The 22,107-nt window shown below is 71.4% G+C and carries 12 protein-coding genes; 8 read left to right on the forward strand and 4 right to left on the reverse strand.

The annotated features are described in order from the left end of the window. Nucleotides 1-86 precede the first annotated feature (86 nt). The 8 genes from H0X91_RS30700 to H0X91_RS30735 all read left to right on the forward strand — a co-directional run bounded on the left by H0X91_RS30700 (nucleotide 87) and on the right by H0X91_RS30735 (nucleotide 19,866). A complete protein-coding gene (locus tag H0X91_RS30700) occupies nucleotides 87-3,479 on the forward strand; it encodes a maltotransferase domain-containing protein (RefSeq protein ID WP_196433613.1) in 3,393 nt (1,130 codons plus the stop codon). Beyond that, a complete protein-coding gene (gene treS / locus H0X91_RS30705) occupies nucleotides 3,479-6,889 on the forward strand; it encodes a maltose alpha-D-glucosyltransferase (RefSeq protein ID WP_034204035.1) in 3,411 nt (1,136 codons plus the stop codon). Before H0X91_RS30700 ends, treS begins: the two co-directional genes overlap by 1 nt. Next, nucleotides 6,886-9,093, forward strand: a complete 2,208-nt coding sequence (glgB, locus tag H0X91_RS30710) for a 1,4-alpha-glucan branching protein GlgB (RefSeq protein ID WP_196433614.1) — start codon at nucleotides 6,886-6,888, stop codon at nucleotides 9,091-9,093. Before treS ends, glgB begins: the two co-directional genes overlap by 4 nt. A 32-nt stretch (nucleotides 9,094-9,125) precedes the next feature. Further along, entirely contained in the window at nucleotides 9,126-11,240 is a 2,115-nt protein-coding gene (gene glgX / locus H0X91_RS30715; protein WP_196433615.1) for a glycogen debranching protein GlgX, read from the forward strand. Nucleotides 11,241-11,248: 8 nt separating this feature from the next. After that, nucleotides 11,249-13,120 carry a malto-oligosyltrehalose trehalohydrolase gene (treZ, locus tag H0X91_RS30720; RefSeq protein WP_060214427.1) on the forward strand — a complete coding sequence of 624 codons (1,872 nt, stop codon included), beginning with the start codon at nucleotides 11,249-11,251 and terminating at the stop codon, nucleotides 13,118-13,120. After that, nucleotides 13,117-15,348 (forward strand): 4-alpha-glucanotransferase, encoded by a 2,232-nt coding sequence (gene malQ, locus H0X91_RS30725; protein ID WP_196433616.1) that lies wholly within the window; start codon nucleotides 13,117-13,119, stop codon nucleotides 15,346-15,348. The genes treZ and malQ overlap by 4 nt, the downstream gene beginning before the upstream one ends. Further along, nucleotides 15,345-18,110 carry a malto-oligosyltrehalose synthase gene (gene treY, locus H0X91_RS30730; protein WP_196433617.1) on the forward strand — a complete coding sequence of 922 codons (2,766 nt, stop codon included), beginning with the start codon at nucleotides 15,345-15,347 and terminating at the stop codon, nucleotides 18,108-18,110. The genes malQ and treY overlap by 4 nt, the downstream gene beginning before the upstream one ends. A gap of 505 nt (nucleotides 18,111-18,615) precedes the next feature. Next, nucleotides 18,616-19,866, forward strand: a complete 1,251-nt coding sequence (locus H0X91_RS30735; protein WP_058903961.1) for a phosphatidylserine decarboxylase family protein — start codon at nucleotides 18,616-18,618, stop codon at nucleotides 19,864-19,866. A 22-nt stretch (nucleotides 19,867-19,888) separates the two neighbouring features. Here H0X91_RS30735 and H0X91_RS30740 read toward each other — a convergent pair whose 3' ends face one another. The 4 genes from H0X91_RS30740 to H0X91_RS30755 all read right to left on the reverse strand — a co-directional run bounded on the left by H0X91_RS30740 (nucleotide 19,889) and on the right by H0X91_RS30755 (nucleotide 21,918). Continuing rightward, nucleotides 19,889-20,134: a hypothetical protein gene (locus H0X91_RS30740; protein ID WP_006498320.1), complete on the reverse strand. Its 246-nt coding sequence runs from the start codon at nucleotides 20,132-20,134 to the stop codon at nucleotides 19,889-19,891. 272 nt (nucleotides 20,135-20,406) lie between these two features. Next, nucleotides 20,407-20,736 (reverse strand): DUF1488 domain-containing protein, encoded by a 330-nt coding sequence (locus H0X91_RS30745; protein ID WP_006498321.1) that lies wholly within the window; start codon nucleotides 20,734-20,736, stop codon nucleotides 20,407-20,409. Nucleotides 20,737-20,740: 4 nt separating this feature from the next. Then, the gene (locus H0X91_RS30750) at nucleotides 20,741-21,289 is read right to left on the reverse strand and encodes a type 1 glutamine amidotransferase domain-containing protein (protein ID WP_034203625.1); all 549 of its coding nucleotides are present in this window, start codon (nucleotides 21,287-21,289) and stop codon (nucleotides 20,741-20,743) included. A gap of 263 nt (nucleotides 21,290-21,552) precedes the next feature. Beyond that, a complete protein-coding gene (locus H0X91_RS30755; RefSeq protein WP_006498323.1) occupies nucleotides 21,553-21,918 on the reverse strand; it encodes a DUF3022 domain-containing protein in 366 nt (121 codons plus the stop codon). Nucleotides 21,919-22,107: the final 189 nt, after the last annotated feature.

The raw sequence follows: 22,107 nt of genomic DNA on the forward strand, positions 1-22,107 counted from the left end.
CCGTGCTCCGCAGGCTATCCGGCAGCAGGCACGCAGGTTGCGACGCACCGGCGTTACCGCTCGCCGCCACCCGCCCGCGCCACGCCATGGACTCCACACCACCGTTCGCTCCGCACCTCTACTTCTGCGACGCCCGCCTCGTCGGGCCGCTCGATGCATGGCCGCAAACCTTCGCGCATATCGCCGGGATGGGCTTCGATCACGTGCTGGTCGGCGCGTTCTGGGCCGCGAGCGTCGCCGGCTTTCCTCGCCACGTGGCCGATTTCCGGCGGCCGGCCCAGTCGTTCGACACGCGCGCAAGCGCGCTCGAAACCTTCTCGCGGCTCGCGCAGCTCGCGAAAGGCCACGGGCTGCGCCTGCTGCTCGAAGTCGTGCCCGATCGCATCGCGCGCGAGAACCCGCTGCGCGCCGAGCATCCGGACTGGTACGTCGAGCGCACGCACGACGACGCGCTGATCGATCCGCGCGGCACCGCGCACGCGCTGGACATCGCGCATGCAAACGCCGGCGACGAAGCGGTGCGCGACGCGCTGTCCGCGTGGTGGTGCACGCATCTCGCGACGTTCGCCGATGCGGGCGCGGCCGGCTTCCTGATCGACGCACCGCATCATCTGCCGGCCGACTGGTGGCCGGGCTGGCGCGCGGCGCTGCGCCGTGCGCGCCCGGACGTCGCGGTGCTCGCCGGGGTGCCCGGCCATGCGCGCGACGCGCTCGCGCAGCTCGAAGCCGCCGGATTCGACGCGGTGTTTTCATCGGTGCGCTGGTGGGACCTGCGCGCGCCGTGGTTCGCGGACGAGCACCGGCTGCTGCGGCGCATCGGCGCGCCGATCGCGTTTCCCGATGCGCCCGACGGCCCGCGCCTGGCCGACGACTGGCCCGACGCGCCGGACGACACCGTCGCCCGCGCGTATCGCCGCGCGCTGTGGACGGCCGCGGCCGTCGGCACCGGCTGGCTCGTGCCGATGGGCTTCGAGCGCGGCGTGACGGTCCCGCTGATGGCGCGCGACGCGGATGCCGCGCGCTACCGCGCCGCATTCGAGCACGCCCGTTTCGATCTGTCGGGCGCGCTCGCCGATGCGAACGCATGGCGCCGCGCCACGCCCGTCGCGGCGGCACGCGGCGAAATCGTGCAACTGAGCGCGCCCGGCGCGCCGGCAACCGCGCTGCTGCGCGGCACCGGCCCGTTGCTCGACCACGACGACGCGGCGTTGCTGATCGCGTTGAATCCCGATCTCGACGCGCCGGCGACCGTCGACCCCGCGACGATCCTGCCCGGCGTGCCGGGCGGCTTTACGCGCGTCGTCACGCAGGACGGCGCGCACACGCATCCGCCGGCCGCGCTCGAACCGTTCACGCTCGCGCCCGGCGCATATGCGCTGCTGCATGCATGGCGAGCGCCGCCCGTCACGACGCGCGCGGACGCTGCACGCGAGCGCACCGTGCTGTCCGCGGCGCTCGCGGCCGACCGGATCGCGATCGAGCGCGTCGAGCCATCGGTCGACGGCGGCCGCTTCGCGATCAAGCGCGTGATCGGCGAGCCGCTCGTCGTGAGCGCCTCGATCTTCACGGACGGGCACGCGCACCTGGCAGCCGTGCTCCAGTGGCGCGGCGATGGCGACGACACCTGGCGCGAAGTGCCGTTCGAAGCCGAGCCGAACGATCGCTGGCACGCGCGCGTCATGCTCGACCAGCTCGGCCGCCATGAATTCCGCGTGATCGCATGGCGCGACGACTGGGCGTCGCTCGTCACCGACATCGCGAAAAAGCGCGCGGCCGGCCAGGACGTGACGCTGGAGGTGCGCGAAGCGCAACTGCTGCTCGCGACCGCGCTGAAGCTCGCCGATCCCGCCGATCCGCGCGCGCTCAAGCAGATGGAACGGCTCGCCGCCGAGCTCAAGGACGCGTCGCCCGACGACCGCCTCGCGCTGATCGGCGCGCCCGCGCTCGCCGACGCGTTCGCGGCGCTGCGCTACCGCCCGTTCGTCACGCACGACGCGACGACCTACCCGGTCGACGTCGAACGCCGCAAGGCGCGCTTCTCGAGCTGGTACGAGATGTTTCCGCGCTCGGCGAGCGACGATCCGCACCGGCACGGCACGTTCGACGACGTGATCGCGCATTTGCCGCGCATCCGCGACATGGGTTTCGACGTGCTGTATTTCCCGCCGATCCACCCGATCGGCACGTCCGCGCGCAAGGGCCGCAACAACAGCCTGACCGCCGGCCCCGACGATGTCGGCAGCCCGTACGCGATCGGCTCACCCGACGGCGGCCACACGGCCGTGCATCCGCAGCTCGGCACGCTCGAGTCGTTCCGCGCGCTGGTCGACGCCGCGCGCGGGCACGGGCTCGAGATCGCGCTCGATTTCGCGATCCAGTGCTCGCCCGACCATCCGTGGCTCGCCGCGCATCCGGGCTGGTTCGCGTGGCGGCCCGATGGCTCGCTGCGCTTCGCGGAGAATCCGCCGAAGCGCTACCAGGATATCGTGAACCCCGATTTCTACGCGCCGGACGCGCTGCCCGACCTGTGGCTCGCGCTGCGCGACGCGGTGCTGTTCTGGGTCGACGCCGGCGTGCGGATCTTCCGCGTCGACAACCCGCACACGAAGCCGCTGCCGTTCTGGGCGTGGATGATCGCCGACGTGCGCGGCCGGCATCCGGACGTCGTGTTCCTGTCCGAGGCGTTTACGCGGCCGGCGATGATGTATCGCCTCGCGAAAGTCGGCTTCTCGCAGTCGTACACGTACTTCACGTGGCGCGAGTCGAAGCGCGACTTCATCGACTACCTGACCGAGCTGACGGCCGGCCCGCCGCGCGAATTCTTCCAGCCGAACTTCTTCGTCAACACGCCCGACATCAATCCGCGCCACCTGCAGAACGCGCCGCGCTCGCAGTTCGTGATCCGCGCGGCGCTCGCGGCGACGCTGGCCGGCTCGTGGGGCCTGTACTCGGGTTTCGAGCTCGGCGAATCGGCGCCGCTGCCGGACAGCGAGGAATACGCGGATGCCGAGAAATACGAGCTGCGCGCGCGCGACTGGAGCAAGGCCGCGCACATCGGCGCGGAAATCGCGCGGCTGAACCGCGCGCGGCGCGATCACCCGGCGCTGCAGACGCATCTCGGGCTCACGTTCGTCGAGGCGGACAACGATTCGGTGCTCGTGTTCATGAAGGCGACGCCCGCGTTCGACAGCGTGGTGGTCGTCGCGATCAGCCTCGACCCGTGGCATCCGCAGGCCGCGAACTTCACGCTCGACGCGGCGCTGTGGCGCGGCCTCGGGCTGGTCGACGGCGAACCGCTCGATGCGCTCGAACAGGACGCCGCGCACGCGGAAACCTGGCGCGGCCATCGCCAGTACGTCTCGCTCGATCCGCACGTGCGGCCGTACGCAATCTGGCGGCTCGCGCCGTCTCCGGGCGCCGCGCGGGCGGCGACGCCCGAACCGGATCCCGCCCGCGGCCCTTCGGGAGCGCATGCATGATGAAACGCGAAGATTCCCTCGACGACGTGCGGCGCGCGCAGTTTCCGTCGCTCGCGCCGGCCGGCACGCCGCGCCGGCGCCGCGCGCGCCGCCGCGAACCCGCGCTCTGTGCGGACGATCCGCTGTGGTACAAGGACGCGATCATCTACCAGGTGCACGTGAAGTCGTTCTACGACTCGAACAACGACGGCATCGGCGATTTCCCCGGCCTGATCGCGAAACTCGACTACATCGCCGAACTCGGCGTCGACACGATCTGGCTGCTGCCGTTCTATCCGTCGCCGCGCCGCGACGACGGCTACGACATCGCCGACTATCGCGACGTGCATCCCGACTACGGCACGCTGGCCGACGTGCGGCGCTTCATCCGCGAAGCGCATGCGCGCGGCATCCGCGTGATCGCCGAACTCGTGATCAACCACACGTCGGACCAGCATCCGTGGTTCCAGCGCGCGCGCCGCGCGAAGCCGGGCTCCACGCATCGCGACTACTACGTGTGGTCCGACACCGACACGAAATACGCGGGCACGCGGATCATCTTTCTGGATACCGAAACGTCGAACTGGACCCACGACCCGGTGGCCGGCCAGTATTACTGGCACCGCTTCTATTCGCACCAGCCCGACCTGAACTTCGACAACCCGGCCGTCGTGCGCGAAGTGATCCAGGTGATGCGCTTCTGGCTCGACCTCGGCATCGACGGGCTGCGGCTCGACGCGGTGCCGTACCTGGTCGAGCGCGAAGGCACCAACAACGAGAACCTGCCGGAGACGCACGCGATCCTGAAGCGGATCCGCGCGACGATCGACGCCGAGTACCCGAACCGGATGCTGCTCGCGGAGGCGAACCAGTGGCCGGAAGACGTGCAGGAATACTTCGGCAACGAGGACGAATGCCACATGGCGTTCCACTTCCCGCTGATGCCGCGCATCTACATGTCGATCGCGAGCGAGGATCGCTTCCCGATCGTCGACATCATGCGGCAGACCCCGGCGCTCGCGCCGAGCAACCAGTGGGCCGTGTTCCTGCGCAATCACGACGAGCTGACGCTCGAGATGGTCACCGATTCGGAGCGCGACCTGCTGTGGCAGACCTACGCGAGCGACCGGCGCGCGCGGCTGAACCTCGGGATCCGGCGCCGGCTCGCGCCGCTGATGGAGCGCGACCGGCGCCGCATCGAGCTGATCAATTCGCTGCTGCTGTCGATGCCGGGCACGCCGGTGATCTATTACGGCGACGAGCTCGGGATGGGCGACAACATCCACCTCGGCGACCGCGACGGCGTGCGCACGCCGATGCAGTGGTCGTCGGACCGCAACGGCGGCTTCTCGCGCGCCGACCCCGAACTGCTCGTGCTGCCGCCGGTGATGGGCTCGCTGTACGGCTATGACGCGATCAACGTCGAGGCGCAGACGCGCGATCCGCATTCGCTGCTGAACTGGACGCGCCGCATTCTCGCGACGCGCCGCGCGTCGCAGGCGTTCGGGCGCGGCACGATCCGCTTCCTGCGCCCGGAGAACCGCAAGGTACTCGCGTACCTGCGCGAACTCGACGGCCACGAGCCGGTGCTGTGCGTCGCGAACCTGTCGCGCGCGTCGCAGGCGGTGGAACTCGACCTGTCCGAATTCGCGGGCCGCGTGCCGATCGAGATGACGTCCGATTCGCCGTTTCCGCCGATCGGCCAGCTCCCGTATCTCCTCACCTTCCCGCCGTACGGGTTCCTGTGGTTCGTGCTCGCCGAGCACGGCCGCGAGCCGTCGTGGCGGCAGCCGCACGCAGAGCCGCTGCCCGAATACGTGACGCTGGTGATGCGGCGCGGCGATACGCGGCCGGACGTCTCGCAGCTGCACGCGCTCGCGCACGACGCGCTCGCGTCGTGGCTCGCGCGGCGGCGCTGGTTCGCGTCGAAGGATCGCAAGATCGGCGACGCGTGGCTGAACGTCGTCACGCCGATTCCGGACGAGCCGTTCCAGTACGCGGAGGCGTGGGTGTCGGCGAGCGACGGCGGCGCAGAACGCTACGTCGTGCCGCTCGCGGCCGCGTGGGGCGGCGAGACGTCCAATCCGCTGTTCACGCAGCTCGCGCTGGCGCGCGTGCGGCGCGGCCATACGGTCGGCTACCTGACCGACGCGTTCGCGCTGCCGGCGTTCGCGCGCGGGATGCTGCGCAAGCTGCGCGTCGGCGCGACGGTGCTCACGTCCGACGGCGGCCGGCTCACCTTTCTGCCGGAAAACGCGCTCGCCGGGCTCGACCCGGGCGACGACGCGGAAGTGCGCTGGCTCGCGGCCGAGCAGAGCAACAGCTCGCTCGTGATCGGCGACACGATCGTGCTGAAACTGGTGCGCAAGGTCGCGCACGGCATTCACCCGGAAGCGGAAATGAGCCGGCACCTGACGCGCATCGGCTATGCGAACACCGCGACGCTGGCCGGCGAGGTCGTGCACGTCGATCCGGACGGCACGCCGCACACGGTCGCGATCCTGCAGCGCTATGTCGACAACCAGGGCGACGCATGGACGCGTTCGTTCGATTTCCTGCGCCGCGCGATCGACGAGCTCGCGCTGCCGGCCGCGGACGAAGGCGAGGCGGCCGAAACGGGCGAGGAACCCGATGCGCTGCTCGGCTATGCGGCGTTCGCGGGCATCATTGGCACGCGGCTCGGCCAGTTGCACGTCGCGCTCGCGCAGCCGTCCGACGATCCCGCGTTCGCGCCGGAGCGCGCGACGCCCGAACACGTCGACAGCTGGTGCGTCGATGCGATCGCGTCGTTCGAGCGCGCGCTCGACGTGCTGCGCACGCGGCTCGACGCGCTCGATCCGACCACCCGCGCGTCGGCCGATGCGCTGCTCGCGTCGCGCGACGCGGCCGTGCAGGCGCTCGGTGAACTCGTGCCGCGCACGCTCGATGCGCAATGCACGCGGATTCACGGCGATTTTCATCTGGGCCAGGTGCTCGACGTGCAGGGCGACGCGCTGCTGATCGACTTCGAAGGCGAACCGGCGCGCCCGCTCGAGCGGCGTCGCGCGAAATCGCATCCGCTGCGCGACGTGGCCGGCTTGCTGCGCTCGCTGTCGTACGTGAGCGCGACCGCGCAGTTCGCGATCGAAAAAGCGCCGCCGCAGGCCGCCGGCCGCAAGCGCGCGCTGTTCGACCGCTTCGGGCAGGCGGCCGCCGACCGCTTCGTCGAATGCTATCGCGCGGCGGCCGACCTCGCGCCCGCGCGCTTCGTCGATCCGCACTATGCGGACCGCCTGCTCGCGCTGTTCCTGATCGACAAGGCGTCGTACGAGCTGTGCTACGAAGCCGCGAACCGGCCCGACTGGCTGAGCGTGCCGGTCGGCGGGCTCGCGGCGCTGGTCGACCGCCTGCTCGGCGACGGCGTGCTGCCCGACGACGGAGGAAACCCATGACCGACACGTTGTTCGCGCGCGCCGACATCGACGCGCTGCTCGCCGGCCGCCATCCCGACCCGTTCGCGTGCCTCGGCCCGCACGAACAGGATGACCGGATCGTCGTGCGGGCGCTGCTGCCCGGCGCCGAGCGCGTGCGCGCGCTGTCGCCGGACGGCGCCGAACTCGGCACGCTCGCGTGCGTCGATCGCGCCGGCTGCTTCGCGGGGACCATTGCGCACAATGGCGGCACGCCGCACTATCTGCTCTCGATCGACTGGCCGGATGCGCATCAGGTGACCGACGATGCGTACGCGTTCGGCACGCTGCTCGACGAAGCAGCGCTGGCGCGTTTTTCGGCCGGCGATCCCGAAGCCGTGCTCGACTGCCTCGGCGCGACGCCGGTGTGCATCGACGACACCGACGGCGTGCGGTTCGCGGTGTGGGCGCCGAACGCGCAGCGCGTGTCGGTGGTCGGCGATTTCAACGCATGGGACGGCCGCCGCCATCCGATGCGGCTGCGGCGGCCGTCCGGCGTGTGGGAGCTGTTCGTGCCGGGTATCGGCCCGGGCGAGCGCTACAAGTACGAGCTGTGCGCGGCCGACGGGCGCGTGCTGCCGCACAAGGCCGATCCGTGCGCACGGGCGACCGAGGCGCCGCCGCGCACGGCGTCGGTGGTCGCCGACGTTGCTGCGCTCCACGCGTTCGCATGGCACGACGACGGCTGGATGCATGCGCGGCCGCGCGTCGACCGCTACCGCGTGCCGTGGTCGATCTACGAGGTCCATCCGGAATCGTGGCAGCGCATCCCCGAGCAGATGGACCGCAGCGCGACGTGGGACGAACTCGCCGAGCGGCTGATTCCGTACGTGAAGGGGATGGGCTTCACGCACGTCGAGTTCATGCCGATCGCGGAATACCCGTTCGGCGGCTCGTGGGGCTACCAGCCGCTCGCGCAGTTCGCGCCGTCCGCGCGCTTCGGGCCGGTCGACGGCTTCGCGCGGTTCGTCGACCGCGCGCACGCGGCCGGCATCGGCGTGCTCGTCGACTGGGTGCCCGCGCATTTTCCGAACGACGCGCACGGGCTCGCGCAATTCGACGGCAGCGCGCTGTACGAGCACGCCGATCCGCGCGAGGGCATGCACCCCGACTGGAACACCTGCGTGTTCAACGTCGGGCGCACCGAGGTCAGCGCGTTCCTCGTCGCCTCCGCGCTCGCGTGGGCGCGCCGCTATCACGTCGACGGCATCCGCGTCGACGCGGTCGCGTCGATGCTGTATCGCGACTATTCGCGCAAGGAAGGCGAATGGGTGCCGAACGTGTACGGCGGCCGCGAGAACCTCGAATCGGTCGCGTTCCTGCGCCGGCTGAACGACACGCTGCACGGTGACGCCGCACCGGCCGGCGTCGTCACCGTCGCGGAGGAATCGACCGCGTGGCCGGGCGTCACCGCGCCGACCGGCGACGGCGGGCTCGGCTTCGACTTCAAGTGGAACATGGGCTGGATGCACGACACGCTCGCGTACCTGCACGAAGACCCGATCCATCGCCGCTATCACCACGACCGGATGACGTTCGGGCTCGTGTACGCGTTCTCCGAACGCTTCGTGCTGCCGCTGTCGCACGACGAGGTCGTGCACGGCAAGGGCTCGCTCGTCGCGAAGATGCCGGGCGACGCGTGGCAGCGGCTCGCGACGCTGCGCGCGTATTTCGGCTTCATGTGGGCCCACCCCGGCAAGAAGCTGCTGTTCATGGGCAGCGAATTCGCGCAGTGGAGCGAGTTCGCGCACGATGCGACGCCGCACTGGGACTTGCTCGACGCGCCCGCGCATCGCGGCGTGCAGCGGCTCGTGCGCGATCTCAACCGCGCGTACGCGGCCGAGCCGGCGCTGCATGCGCTCGACTGTCACGCGGCCGGCTTCTCCTGGCTGATCGGCGACGATCGCGACAACAGCGTGTTCGCGTTCGCGCGCCGCGACGATGCGGGGCGCCTGGTCGTCGCCGTCTGCAACTTCACGCCCGTGCCGCGCAGTGGCTACCGCCTCGGGCTGCCCGCGCCCGGCCAGTGGCGCGAACTGATGAACACCGATGCCGCGTCGTACGGCGGCACCAACGCCGGCAACGACGGCGCCGTGTGGGCCGAAGCCGTGCCCGCGCACGGCGAGGCGTGGTCGGCGACCTTGCGCCTGCCACCGCTCGCGACACTGTGGTTGACGCCCGCTTGACTCCTCGCGCCCTCGACACGGAGATCCGCCCCATGCCGACCGCCCTGCCCACCCGTCTCGAATCCGGCCGCAGCTATCCGCTCGGCGCGACCTGGGACGGCCTCGGGACCAACTTCGCGGTGTTTTCCGCGCACGCGCATCGCATCCAGCTGTGCGTGTTCGATCCGACCGGCCGCAAGGAACTCGCGCGCCTCGACCTGCCCGAATGCACCGACGAGGTGTGGCACGGCTACCTGCCCAACGCGCATCCGGGCACCGTGTACGGGTTCCGTGCAGACGGCCCGTACCAGCCGCAGCACGGCCATCGCTTCAACCCGACCAAGCTGCTGCTCGACCCGTACGCGCGCAAGCTGGTGGGCCAGTTCCGCTGGTCGGACGCGCTGTTCGGCTATCGCGTGCATTCGAACCGGGCCGACCTGTCGATGGACCGCCGCGATTCGGCGCCCGCGATGCCGAAGGCCGTGGTCGTCGACGAAGCATTCGACTGGAGCAACGACCGCCGCCCGAACGTGCCGTGGCGCAGCACCGTGATCTACGAGACCCACGTGCGCGGCGCGTCGATGCGCCGCGCGGGGCTGCGCCCGCCGGAGCGCGGCACGTTCGCGTCGCTCGCGCATCCGGCGTTCATCGATCACCTGCTGTCGATCGGCGTGACGACGGTCGAGCTGCTGCCGATCCACGCGTTCCTGCAGCAGCGCGAGCTCGTGAAACGTGGACTGCGCAACTACTGGGGCTACGACACGGCCGCGTTCTTCGCACCGGAGCCGTCGTATCTCACGACGCGGCGGCTCGACGAAATGCGCATCGCGGTCCGCCAGCTGCATGCGGCCGGCATCGAGGTCGTGCTCGACGTGGTCTACAACCACACGTGCGAAGGCAACCAGCTCGGGCCCACGCTGTCGTGGCGCGGCCTCGACAACGCGAGCTATTACCGGCTGCGGCCCGACGATCCGCGCTACCACGTCGACGAAACCGGCTGCGGCAACACGCTGAACCTGTCGCATCCGCGCGTCGTGCAGATGGTGATGGATTCGCTGCGCTACTGGGCGACCGCGTTCAACATCGACGGCTTTCGCTTCGATCTCGGCGTGACGCTCGGCCGCGAGGATCACGGCTTCGAGCCCGGCGCCGGGTTCTTCGATGCGCTGCGGCAGGACCCCGTGCTCGCGCAGCGCAAGCTGATCACCGAGCCGTGGGATCTCGGCCCCGGCGGCTATCAGCTCGGCCGCCACCCGCCCGGCTTCGCCGAATGGAACGACCGGTTTCGCGATACCGTGCGGCGCTTCTGGCGCGGCGACGCGGGGCAGCGCCCGGAACTGGCCGCGCGGCTGTCGGGCTCGGCCGACCTGTTCAATCACGGGCGCCGCCGCACGTGGGCATCGGTCAATTTCGTCACCGCGCACGACGGCTTCACGCTCGCCGACCTCGTGTCGTATGCGGGCAAGCACAACGACGCGAACGGCGAGGACAACCGCGACGGCCGCGACGACAACTGCAGCGCGAACTGGGGCACCGAAGGGCCGACCGACGACGCGGCGATCCGCGACGTGCGCCAGCGCGTCGCGCGCTCGATGCTCGCGACGCTGTTTACCGCGCTCGGCACGCCGATGATCGTGGCGGGCGACGAATTCGGCCGCACGCAGCACGGCAACAACAACGCGTATTGCCAGGACAACGAGCTGTCGTGGCTCGACTGGGACCTGGCGCACGGCGAGGACGGCGTGCAGATGACCCGCTTCGTGTCGCGGCTCGCCGCGCTGCGGCGCATGTATCCGGTGATGTCGGCACCGCGCTACCCGTCGGGCGACCGCGACGGCGCGCCGGGCATGCGCGAGATCGACTGGTTCGACGAACGCGGCGACGCGCTCACCGTGCCCGCCTGGGAGGACGGCGAACGCCGCGCGCTGACCATGCGGCGCGTCGGCACCGGCCGCACCGGACGCACCGAAGCGTTGCTCGTGATGCTGAACGCATCGGCCGACACCATCACGTTCATGCCGCCCGCACCCGTGCTCGATTACCGCATCCTGCTCGACACCGCGACGCCCGACTCGGGCCCGCGCTCGTGGCCGGAAGCGGGGCTCGACGTCGCCGCCCATGCAGCCGTAATCGCGGTCGCCGCCGTGCCGCCCGACCAGTCTTCCTGAGGACCACCATGACTTCCCGTTCCGCCCGCCCCACCGGCACGCATGCATTCGAAGCGTCGTTCGGCGCGACCTGCATCGATGCCGAGCACACACGCTTCCGGCTATGGGCGCCCGCGAGCCGCACCGCCGCCGTCGAGCTGCAGGACGAAGGCGGTCGCGCGCTGCCGATGACGCCGGCCGGCGACGGCTGGTTCGAGACGGTCGCGCCGTGCGGCCCCGGCACGCTGTACCGCTACCTGCTCGACGACGCGCTCGCGGTGCCCGATCCCGCGTCGCGCTTCCAGCCGTACGACGTGCACGGCCCGAGCCAGGTCGTCGATCCGGCCGCGTACCGCTGGCGCCACGACGCATGGCGCGGCCGCCCGTGGCACGAGACGGTGCTGTACGAGCTGCATGTCGGCGCCTGCGGTGGCTACGCGGCCGTCGAGCGGCGGCTGCCGGCGATCGCCGAATTGGGCGTGACCGCGGTCGAACTGATGCCGGTCAATGCGTTCCCCGGCGCGCGCAACTGGGGCTACGACGGCGTGCTGCCGTTCGCGCCCGACGCGTCGTACGGGCGGCCCGAGGAGCTGAAATCGCTGGTCGATACCGCGCACGGGCTCGGGCTGCAGGTGTTCCTCGACGTCGTGTACAACCACTTCGGCCCCGAAGGCAACCTGCTGCCGCGCTACGCGCCCGAGTTCTTCCGCGCGGACCGGCAGACCGCGTGGGGGCCGGCGATCGACTTCTCGCGCCCGCAGACGAGTACGTTCTTCATCGACAACGCGCTGTACTGGCTCGACGAATACCGTTTCGACGGGCTGCGCATCGACGCCGCGCACGCGATCGACGACGATGCGTGGCTGCGCGAACTCGCGCGTCGCGTGCGCGCGCATGCGGGCGACGCGCGCCACGTTCATCTCGTGCTGGAGAACGAACGCAATACCGCGAGCCTGCTGGGCCCGGGCGGTTTCGATGCGCAATGGAACGACGACTTCCACAACAGCGCGCACGTCCTGCTGACCGGCGAGCGCGACGGCTACTACCGCGCGTACGCCGACGCGCCGCTGCGCCATTTCGCGCGCACGCTCGGCGAAGGCTTCGCGTACCAGGGCGAACCGTCGCCGCTGCACGACGGTGCCGCGCGCGGCGAGCCGAGCGCGCACCTGCCGCCGACCGCGTTCGTCGCGTTCCTGCAGAACCACGACCAGATCGGCAACCGCGCGTTCGGCGAGCGGCTGCGCGCGCTCGCGAACGACGACGCGGTGCGCGCGGCCACCGCGCTGATGCTGCTCGCGCCGTCGATCCCGCTGCTGTTCATGGGCGAGGAAGACGGCAGCACGCAGCCGTTCCAGTTCTTCACCGACTATCGCGGTGCGCTCGCCGACGCGGTGCGCGACGGCCGGCGTCGCGAATTCGCCGCGTTTCCCGCGTTCGCCGACGCCGCGCATCGCGACGCGATTCCCGACCCGAACGACATCGCGACCTTCGTGCGCTCGTCGTCGCACCATCCGCCCGACGAGTCGTGGCCCGACGCGGCCGCGTGGCGGCGCTTCTATCGCAGTGCACTGGCCGTGCGCGCGGCGCTCGTGACGCCACACCTGGCCGGCGCGCAGTCGCTCGGCGTCGAACCGCTCGCGGGCGACGACGACCCGCCCGCGCTCGTCGCGCGCTGGCGCCTCGGCGACGGCAGCACGCTGACGATCGCGCTGAATCTCGGCTCGCACGACGCGACGCTGCCCGATCTGCCGGTCGGCAAGATCGTGTTCGAGACGCCGCCGCGCGCGCGCGACCGGCTGCCGGGCGGACACGTGCCGCCGCGCGCGTGCCTCGCGTGGCGCGACGGCGCGGTCAACCAGGATGCGCGGCATCACCGCGCGAACGGACGGAGCCCGTCATGACGACCGACGTCCCGATCGCGGCGCTCGCCCGCGCGGCCGGCCTCGAACCCGACTGGACCGACGCGGGCGGCGTCGCGCAACGCGTGGACGACGACGCGCTCGTCGCGCTCGTCGATGCGCTCGGCTGGCCGTGCGGCACCGCGATCCAGCGGGTCGACAGCGCGGCGGCGCTCGCGGACGCGAACGCGTCGCCGCCGCGCGTCGTGACGGGCGACGCCGGCCTGCCATTGACGCTGCCCGCGACCGTCGCGCCGCCGGGCGCGCGCTTCCGGATCTCGCTCGAGACCGGCGGGCACGTGGACGGACGCGTGGGCGGCGCGGGCGAACACGGCACGCTGCCGCCGCTCGCGATGCCCGGCTATCACGCGCTCGACATCGGCGAGCAGCGCATCGGGCTCGCGATCGCGCCGCCGCGCACGCGCCCGTTCGACGCGTTCGCCCGCACCCATGACGCGGGCCGCCGCTGGGGCATCGCGGCGCAGCTCTACAGCCTGCGCCGCACCGGCGACGACGGCGCGGGCGACTACACGGCGCTCGCGCGGCTGGCCGCGCAGGCCGCGCGACACGGCGCGCAGGCGGTGGCGATCAGCCCGACGCATGCCGGCTATCCGGCGCTGCCCGCGCACGACAGCCCGTATTCGCCGTCGTCGCGACGCTGGCACAACGTCGCGTATCTCGACTGCGACGCGGTGCCGGGCGCGGGCGCCGCGTCGCATCCCGCGGCCGCCGCCACGGCCGACGCCGCGCTGATCGACTGGCCTCGCGTGCTGCCGATGAAGCTGCGCCGTTTGCGTGCATGCTTCGACGCGTGGCGCGCGAGCGACGACCCGTCGCGCGACACCTACCAGCGGTTTCGCGCGGCGGGCGGTGCGGCGCTCGACGCGCATGCGCGCTTCGATGCGCTGCAGGCGTTCTGCATCGAGCACGGGATCGGCGCGGATTGGCGGCAGTGGCCGGCGCCGTGGCGCACGCCGGGATCGGCGGAAGTCGACGCGTTCGCGCATGCGCATGCCGACACGATCGCGTTCCACACGTTCCTGCAATGGTGCGCGTCGCGCGCGCTCGGCGACGCGCAGCACGCGGCGCGCGGCGCGGGCATGGCGACCGGGCTGATCGCCGATCTCGCGGTCGGCTCGGATCGCGCCGGCAGCGACGCGTGGGCGCACGGCACGACCTTGCTGCGCGGCGTGTCGCTCGGCGCGCCGCCCGACCTGTTCAACGCCGCCGGCCAGGCGTGGGGCGTGACGACGTGGACGCCCGCCGCGTTGCGCGCGGATGGCTTCGCGCCGTTCATCGAGCTGCTGCGCGCCGCGTTCGCGCACGCGGGCGGCATCCGCATCGATCACGTGCTCGGCTTCGCGCGGATGTGGATCGTGCCGGACGGCGGCTCGCCGCGCAGCGGCGCGTACCTGCGCTATCCGCTCGACGATCTGGTGCGGATCGTCGCGCTCGAGGCGGCGCGCCATCGCGCGATCGCGATCGGCGAGGATCTCGGCACCGTGCCGGCCGGGTTGCGCGAACGGCTCGGCGCGCAGGGTGTCGCGGGCATGCGCGTGCTGTGGTTCGAGCGCGACGCGCAGGGTGCGTTCCGCCCGCCGTCCGCGTGGGATCGCGATGCGATCGCGACGACCTCGACGCACGATTTGCCGACCGTGGCCGGCTGGTGGCGCGGCGTCGATCTCGGATGGCGGCGCGTCGCGGCCGACGCCGCAGCCGCGAAGCGACGCGACGAATCGCAACCGCGCGACGTCGCCGCCCCGGCGCCGGACGATGCGAGCGCACACGATTCGGATGAGATCGTGCAAAGCATGGCGTTCGGACACGACACCGTGCAGCGCCCCGAACCCGGCAACCCGACGCCGCCGCCGGCGTCGCCGCCCGAGCTGCTCGCCGCTCACGCGGAACGCGCGACCGAGCGCGCCGCGCTGTGGCACGCGCTGCAGCAGGCCGGGTGCGTGCCGGCCGACGCCGCGACGCCGCCGGCCGACATGCCGCCGGTGAACGCGATCCTCGGCTACGTCGCGAGCGGCCCGGCGCCGCTCGCGCTGCTGCCGCTCGAGGATCTGCTCGCGCTCGACGCGCAGCCGAACCTGCCGGGGCCGCCGTGCGGCCATCCGAACTGGCGGCAGCGGCTGCCGCGCACGATCGACGCGCTGTTCGACGCCGACGTGCGCACGCGCATCGCCGCCGTCGTGCATGCGCGCCGCGCGCAGGGGCGCCGCCGATGATCCCGCGCGCGACGCTGCGACTGCAGCTGCATGCGGGCTTCACGTTCGACGACGCGGCCGCGCACGCCGACTACTTCGCGCGGCTCGGCGTCAGCCACCTGTACCTGTCACCGGTCTCGACGGCCGAGCCGGGTTCGCTGCACGGCTACGACACCGTCGACTACGGCGCGCTCGGCGCGGCACTCGGCGGCGAAGCCGGCTTCATGCGGCTCGTCGACGCGCTGCGCGCGCCCGGCCTCGGCATGATCGTCGACATCGTGCCGAACCACATGGGCGTCGGCGGGTCGTCGAACGGCTGGTGGAACGACGTGCTCGAATGGGGGCCGGCGAGCCCGTACGCACGCTATTTCGACATCGACTGGCATCCGCCCGACCCCGCGCTCGACGGCAAGGTGCTGCTGCCCTGCCTCGGCGCGCCGTACGGCGACGCGCTCGCGGCCGGCGACATCACGCTGCGCGCCGATCCGGCCGCCGGCCGCTTCTATATCGCATGCCCCGGCCGGCGGTTGCCGGTCGCGGTCGCCACCTACGCGGAGATCCTGCGCATCGCGAACCGCGCGGACCTGAACGCGCTGGCCGAGCGTTTCGACGCCGCGCCGGCACGCGACAGCGCGCGGCTCGCCGCCGCCCATGCGGCGCTGCGCGATCATGCGGCCGCGCACGGCCCGCACGCGCTCGACGCGGTATTGCGCGGCGCCGACCCGCGCCGCGCGCGCTCGCGCGCGTGCCTGCACCGGTTGCTCGAACGCCAGCACTACCGGCTCGCGTGGTGGCGCACGGCCGCCGACGAGCTGAACTGGCGGCGCTTCTTCGACATCGCGACGCTCGCGGCCGTGCGCGTCGAAGACGGCGCGGTGTTCGACGCCGTGCATGCGCTGCCGCTGCGCCTGCATGCCGCCGGGCTCGTCGATGGCGTGCGCGTCGATCACGTCGACGGCCTCGCCGATCCGCGCGCATATTGCCGCAGGCTGCATGCGCGGCTCGCCGCGCAGCGCGACGCGCGGCCGTACGTCGTGGTCGAGAAGATCCTCGCGCCGGGCGAGACGCTGCGCGCCGACTGGGCCGTCGCCGGCACGACCGGCTACGACTTCATGAACGACGTCGGCGCGCTGCTGCACGACCCGGCCGGCGCCGAGCCGCTCGCCGCGCACTGGGCGGCCGTGTCGGGTTCGGCGCGCACGTTCGCGCAGGAAGCGCTCGACGGCAAGCGGCGCGTGCTGATGCGCCAGCTCGCCGTCGAGCATGCGCGGGTCGCGCGGTTGCTGCACGAGATCGCACGAGCGTCGCCCGCGACGCGCGACGTGAGCCGGATCGCGATCCAGCGCGTGCTCGGCGAACTCGCGGTGCAATTGCCGGTGTACCGGATGTATCCGGCGCCGGGCGACGAGCCGGCCGACGCAGACCGGCGCGTACTCGCCCGCGCGTATGAAGGTGCGTACGCAGCGGCCGATCCGACCGACCGGTTCGCGCTGGAGCGCGTCGCCGCGTGGCTCGGCTTGCCGGTCGTGCGCGTGCCGCGCGCGGACGCCGCTGCGCTCGTCGCGGCACGCGTCGCGTTCGCGCAGCTCACCGCGCCGCTGGCCGCGAAGGGCGTCGAGGATACCGCCAACTATCGCTACGGCCGGCTGCTGTCGCGCAACGAAGTCGGCGCCGATGCCGGCGACTTCAGCCTGTCGCGCGGCGCCTTCCATGCGCGCAACCGGCGCCGCGCGCGCACCGTCCCGCATGGGCTCGTCGCGACGGCCACGCACGACCACAAGCGCGGCGAGGATGCGCGTGCACGGCTCGCGGTGCTGAGCGAGGTGCCGGATGCGTGGCGCGCGGTGTCGCTCGACTGGTCGGCGCTGAATCTCCGTCATCGCGGCGGCGCGCACCGCGACCTCGCGTGGACGCCCGGGCCGGCCGCCGAGGCGATGCTGTACCAGACGCTGGTCGGCTGCTGGCCACCGACGCTCGCGCCCGACGATGCGGCAGGCCTCGACGCGCTCGCGACGCGCGTCGTGCAATGGCAGACGAAGGCGCTGCGCGAAGCGAAGCAGGACACCGACTGGCTCGCGCCCGAGCCGGATTACGAGCGCAACTGCGAAGCGTTCGTCCGCGCGATCCTGACGCCGCGCGGCGCCGGCGATTTTCCGCATCGGCTGCACGCGTTCGTCGCGCGGATCGCGCCGGCCGGCGTCGTCAACAGCCTCACGCAGACGGCGCTGCGCAACGCGTCGCCCGGCGTGCCCGATCTGTATCAAGGTACCGAGCGATGGGATCACTCGCTCGTCGATCCGGACAACCGGCGCGACGTGCCATTTGCGACGCTGGCGGCCGAACCGGTCGACGGCCCCGTCGCGTCGTATCTGCCGACGTGGCCCGATGCGCGCGTGAAGCGCGCGCTGATCGAGCGGATGCTGGCGCTGCGCGCGCGCTGGCCGGCGACGTTCGCGGACGGCGCGTACGTTCCGCTGCGGGTGCGCGGCCCGCTCGCGCGACACGCGGTCGCGTTCGCGCGATGTGATGAGGCGGCGACCGTGGTGGTGGTCGCGACCCGGCTCGCGTGCCGCTTGCTGGGGGAAGCGCCGGGGTTGCCGCGCGTGGAGCCCGCGCAATGGCGCGATACGGCGGTCGTGCTGCCGCGCGGCGTGGCAGGACCGTGGACGGACGGACTGAATGCGGCGCAAGCAATCGATGCGCCGGACGGCACGCTGGCGCTCGATCGCTGTCTGGCCGAGTTGCCTGTTGCGGTGCTCGTTGCTGCGCGGACTGGACATTGAAGCCGACGCCCGTTGCGTGCCAGCCCCGAGTCACCGAAATCGATTGTGCGCACGCGCAATCGAATTACAACCGAAACACCTGCTCGCAAACGATTTCGTGCTACCCGACGATGGGCGTCGGCAATTCACGACCACTCTTCCGGCGGCATCTCGCCGCGGTCGTCCTCCCACAGCGGTTTCCCCGCCTCTTCCCCGCGGCTCGGCGTCACCGGCCCGTTTCCGCTCGCGCGACCATCACCGCGCCCAACTCGCCGCGCGTCGTCGCGCGGCCCCGCAGCCTGCGGGCGTTTCCGCGTGCGCGTCGGCGTCACGGTTCGCTGGCCGCTGCGGCGGCCTTCGTCCGTCGATCCCGCGTCGTTCGTCTGTCGTGCGTTCGAAGCTGTAGCCATGCTTTTCTCCTGTGTCATCGAAAGTAACCGGTCGCCCGCAGGCAGCAATTTCGGTGCCAGGCGCCGGGCAAGCGTCTTGCTACACCGATTCGACCGAAACCGTTCCGGAGGTGACGATGCCGACGAATCGCAACACGCCGCCCGCCACACGCCGCCGCCTCGGCGGATGGATGGCCAGCGAGGAAGCGCACATGGCCGCGTTCCGCGAAAAAATCGCGAGCGAAGCGCGCGCACAGGCCGGCGACCGGCTGCGTACGCCCGCCGTGCAGGAACTCGCGCAGCTGTTCGACGACAACGCCGTGCTGCGCATGAACCTGACCCGCGCGATCGACGAGGCGCGCGAAGCGGGATACCGGCTCGGCTATGCGTCGATCGGCGAGTTGATGACCGTGCTCGACCATCTGATGACCTACACGCCGCCGTTCAGCGAGGAAAGCCTGATCGTGTGCCCGCTGAACGCATTCTTCGACTGGCCGATGTGCATGCCGTCGGGCCACGCGGTGTTTCGCGACGCGGCCGTCAACGCGCAGTTGAAGCGCGTGCTGAACGTATGGTGCGATTTCCTCGGCGGCCCGCATTCGCGCGCGCATCTCGACACGGCCGCGCCCGACGGCTGGTTCTGCGACGCGGCACGCAAGCGCCTCGGGCTGTCGCAGTTCCAGTATCGCGAGGACCAGCCGCACTGGGGCTTCGATTCGTGGAACGACTTCTTCACGCGGCGCTTTCGCGACGGCGCGCGGCCGGTCGCAGCGCCCGACGATCCGCACGTGATCGTCAGCGCGTGCGAGGCCGCGCCCTATCACACCGAAACCAACGTGAAGCTGCGCGACACGTTCTGGATCAAGGCGCAACCGTACTCGCTGCGCGACCTCTTCACGCCCGCATGGCTGTCGCTCGCCGAGCGCTTCGTCGGCGGCGACGTCTACCAGGCCTACCTCAGTGCGTACAACTATCACCGCTGGCATGCGCCGGTGCGCGGCGTCGTCACGCATGCGTATCGGGTCGACGGCGCCTACTATTCGGTCGCCGAAGCGGAAGGCCCCGACCCGGCCGGCCTCAACGACTCGCAGGGCTACATGACGGCGGTCGCCGCGCGCGCGGTGGTCGCGATCGCCTGCGACGATCCCGGCATCGGGACGGTCGCGGCCGTGTTCGTCGGGATGGGCGACGTGTCGTCGTGCGTGATCGAGGTCGTGCCGGGCCAGCGCGTCGACAAGGGCGACGAGATCGGCTATTTCCAGTTCGGCGGCTCGACCTACTGCCTGCTGTTCGAGGCCGGCGTGATCGACCGCTTCCTGTACGCGCCGCCGTTCGACGGCGAGCCGCCGGTCGTGCAGGTCAACGCATCCGTCGCGATCGCGCGGTAAGCGGCGCGCGCGGGCCGGCGCGTCACGCGTCGGCCGCGTCGCTTACGCCGATCCCATGGGATTCGGCGGCGTCGTGACGTTGCACGCACCGCAGGACCGACAGTCCGTCGGCGGTCAACGCGGGTCGGTGCGCGCCCGACGCGTCGTCGTGCTGCAGCACGATCAGGTGTTGTTCGACGAGCGCGAGAACGTCGTCGCGGTCGATCTGGATCTGTTCGGGTGCGTGATGCGCCAGGAACAGCGCGGCGAATTCATGGGCGGTCAGCATGCTCGTTTCCCCGTTGGCGGCTGCGCGCGATGCGACACCGGCGTCGCATCGGCATGCGGCGCGAATCGTGCGCCGGCGACGGTATGAGCATGCAGGGACCGTGCCAAGGGACGTCATGCGGCCGGCGTCCGTACGGTGCGCGCGCCGCGCCATGTGGCACCGTGGAATGCGGGTGAACCGCTGCAAAGTTTTCAACGGCATGTAAGGGCGGGCGACGGCCGGCGCCAGGTGCGAGGAACGCGCCGGAAAACGTGCCGGAAAACGCTCTCCGCTCACGTCCGCCGCGAGCGAAACAACCCGGCCCGCGCCCGCCCGGCCGGCGCACGGAAATACCCGCTGTGCAGCACCACGTCGTGGTTGCCGCTCGCCAGCACGTCGGCGCACGCGGCTTCGATACGCGCGCGGCCGTTTTCGAACGCGTCGCGCAGATCGGCCTCCAGCGCGGACTTCGCACCGAAATGATCTTCCAGCGCCTCGACCGTGATCGCGCAGGCGTGCGGCACCCCGTCGACCTCGACCACGAAGCGCAACTGCAGCGCCGCGCCGTCGAAGGTCGGCGGTTCGTCGGTCAGCGTCACGGGGCGCGGGGAATCGGACGACATCGGCTCATGCCCCCCGCGACGCGAGGCGCTCGACCAGCGCACCGTTGAACGCGGGCAGGTCGGCCGGCTTGCGGCTCGTGATCAGGTTGCCGTCGCGCACGACTTCCTCGTCCACCCACTTGCCGCCCGCATGACGGATGTCGTCCTGCAGGCTCGGCCAGCTCGTCATCGTCTTGCCCTCCACCAGCCCGGCCGACACGAGCAGCCAGCCGCCGTGGCAGATCGCCGCGATCGGCTTGCCGGCGCCGACGGCCGCCGTCACGAATTCGCGCGCGGCCGGCACCATCCGGATCGCGTCGCCGTTGATGACACCGCCCGGCAGCACGACCGCGTCGTAGTCGCCTTCACGCGCGTCGTCGAACGTGCGGTCGACCTTCACGCGCTCGCCCTTGTCGACGTGCCGGAAACCCTGGATCTCGCCCTGCTTCTGCGAGATCACGTCCACCTGCGCGCCTTCGGCCGCGAGCGCGCGCTGCGGTTCGACGAGCTCGGCTTCCTCGAAACCGTCGACCGCGAGAATCGCTACCTTGCAATGATCCAGCCTGCCGCTCATGGATGCCTCCGTGGAAAGGTCCGTGGAAAGGAATAGGAACAAGGCACGCGTCGTGCCGTGTCGGTCGCCCAGCAAGCGCCGTTCCGGCCGCGCAGACTGCGGCCGCCGGCGCGGACGTGCCGGCGCGGATGCGCATGCGTTCCGGCCACCGGGGAACGACCCGCAATCGAATGCGATCGGCGGGCTGCCCGGCCGCCGGGCCCCGTGCTACTGCAAAGATTTCAACGGGATGTAACGCGACGCCGTGCGCCGATCCCGTGCGATTACTGCAGATGACGCACGGCGTCGAGCATCGCGTCGGTCAGCTCGACCGTCAGCGTCAGGTTCTCGTCGGTATCGGGCAACTGTTCCAGCGTCTGCTGCACGGCGTCATGCAGCATCGCGTGGACGCGCATCCGCGCGCCTTCGTCGAGATCCGCGTAGCGTTCCATCGTCGAGCATTCGAGCGCGAGCACGACCGAATGGCGGGCCGCCTCGGGCGGCGCTTCGACGGCGTTCGCCCACGCCGCATGGAACATGACCCTGCCCGTTTCGACGTCCACGTGGACCGTCGTGTCGAGATCGTCCGTGTCGCTCGCATCGCCGTCGATCTCGTCGTTGTCCACAAAAATCCGGGAATTCGATTGCATGATGTCCTCCTGCGTGGCGGCGGCGCGCCCGTCCCGGGAAACCGCGCCGCCATCGCGCCGTGCCGGCCGCGCCGGCACGACACCGTCAATAACCGCTGGAACCGCCGCCCGTGCCCGTCGAGCCGGCCGAACCGCCGTTGCCGGGCTGTCTCTTAAACACATCTGACGCTGCCGACGATAAGGCTCGTG

Origin of the sequence: Burkholderia sp. 9777_1386 (genome assembly GCF_015712265.1) — a bacterium.
GTDB classification, from domain to species: Bacteria; Pseudomonadota; Gammaproteobacteria; order Burkholderiales; family Burkholderiaceae; genus Burkholderia; species Burkholderia cenocepacia.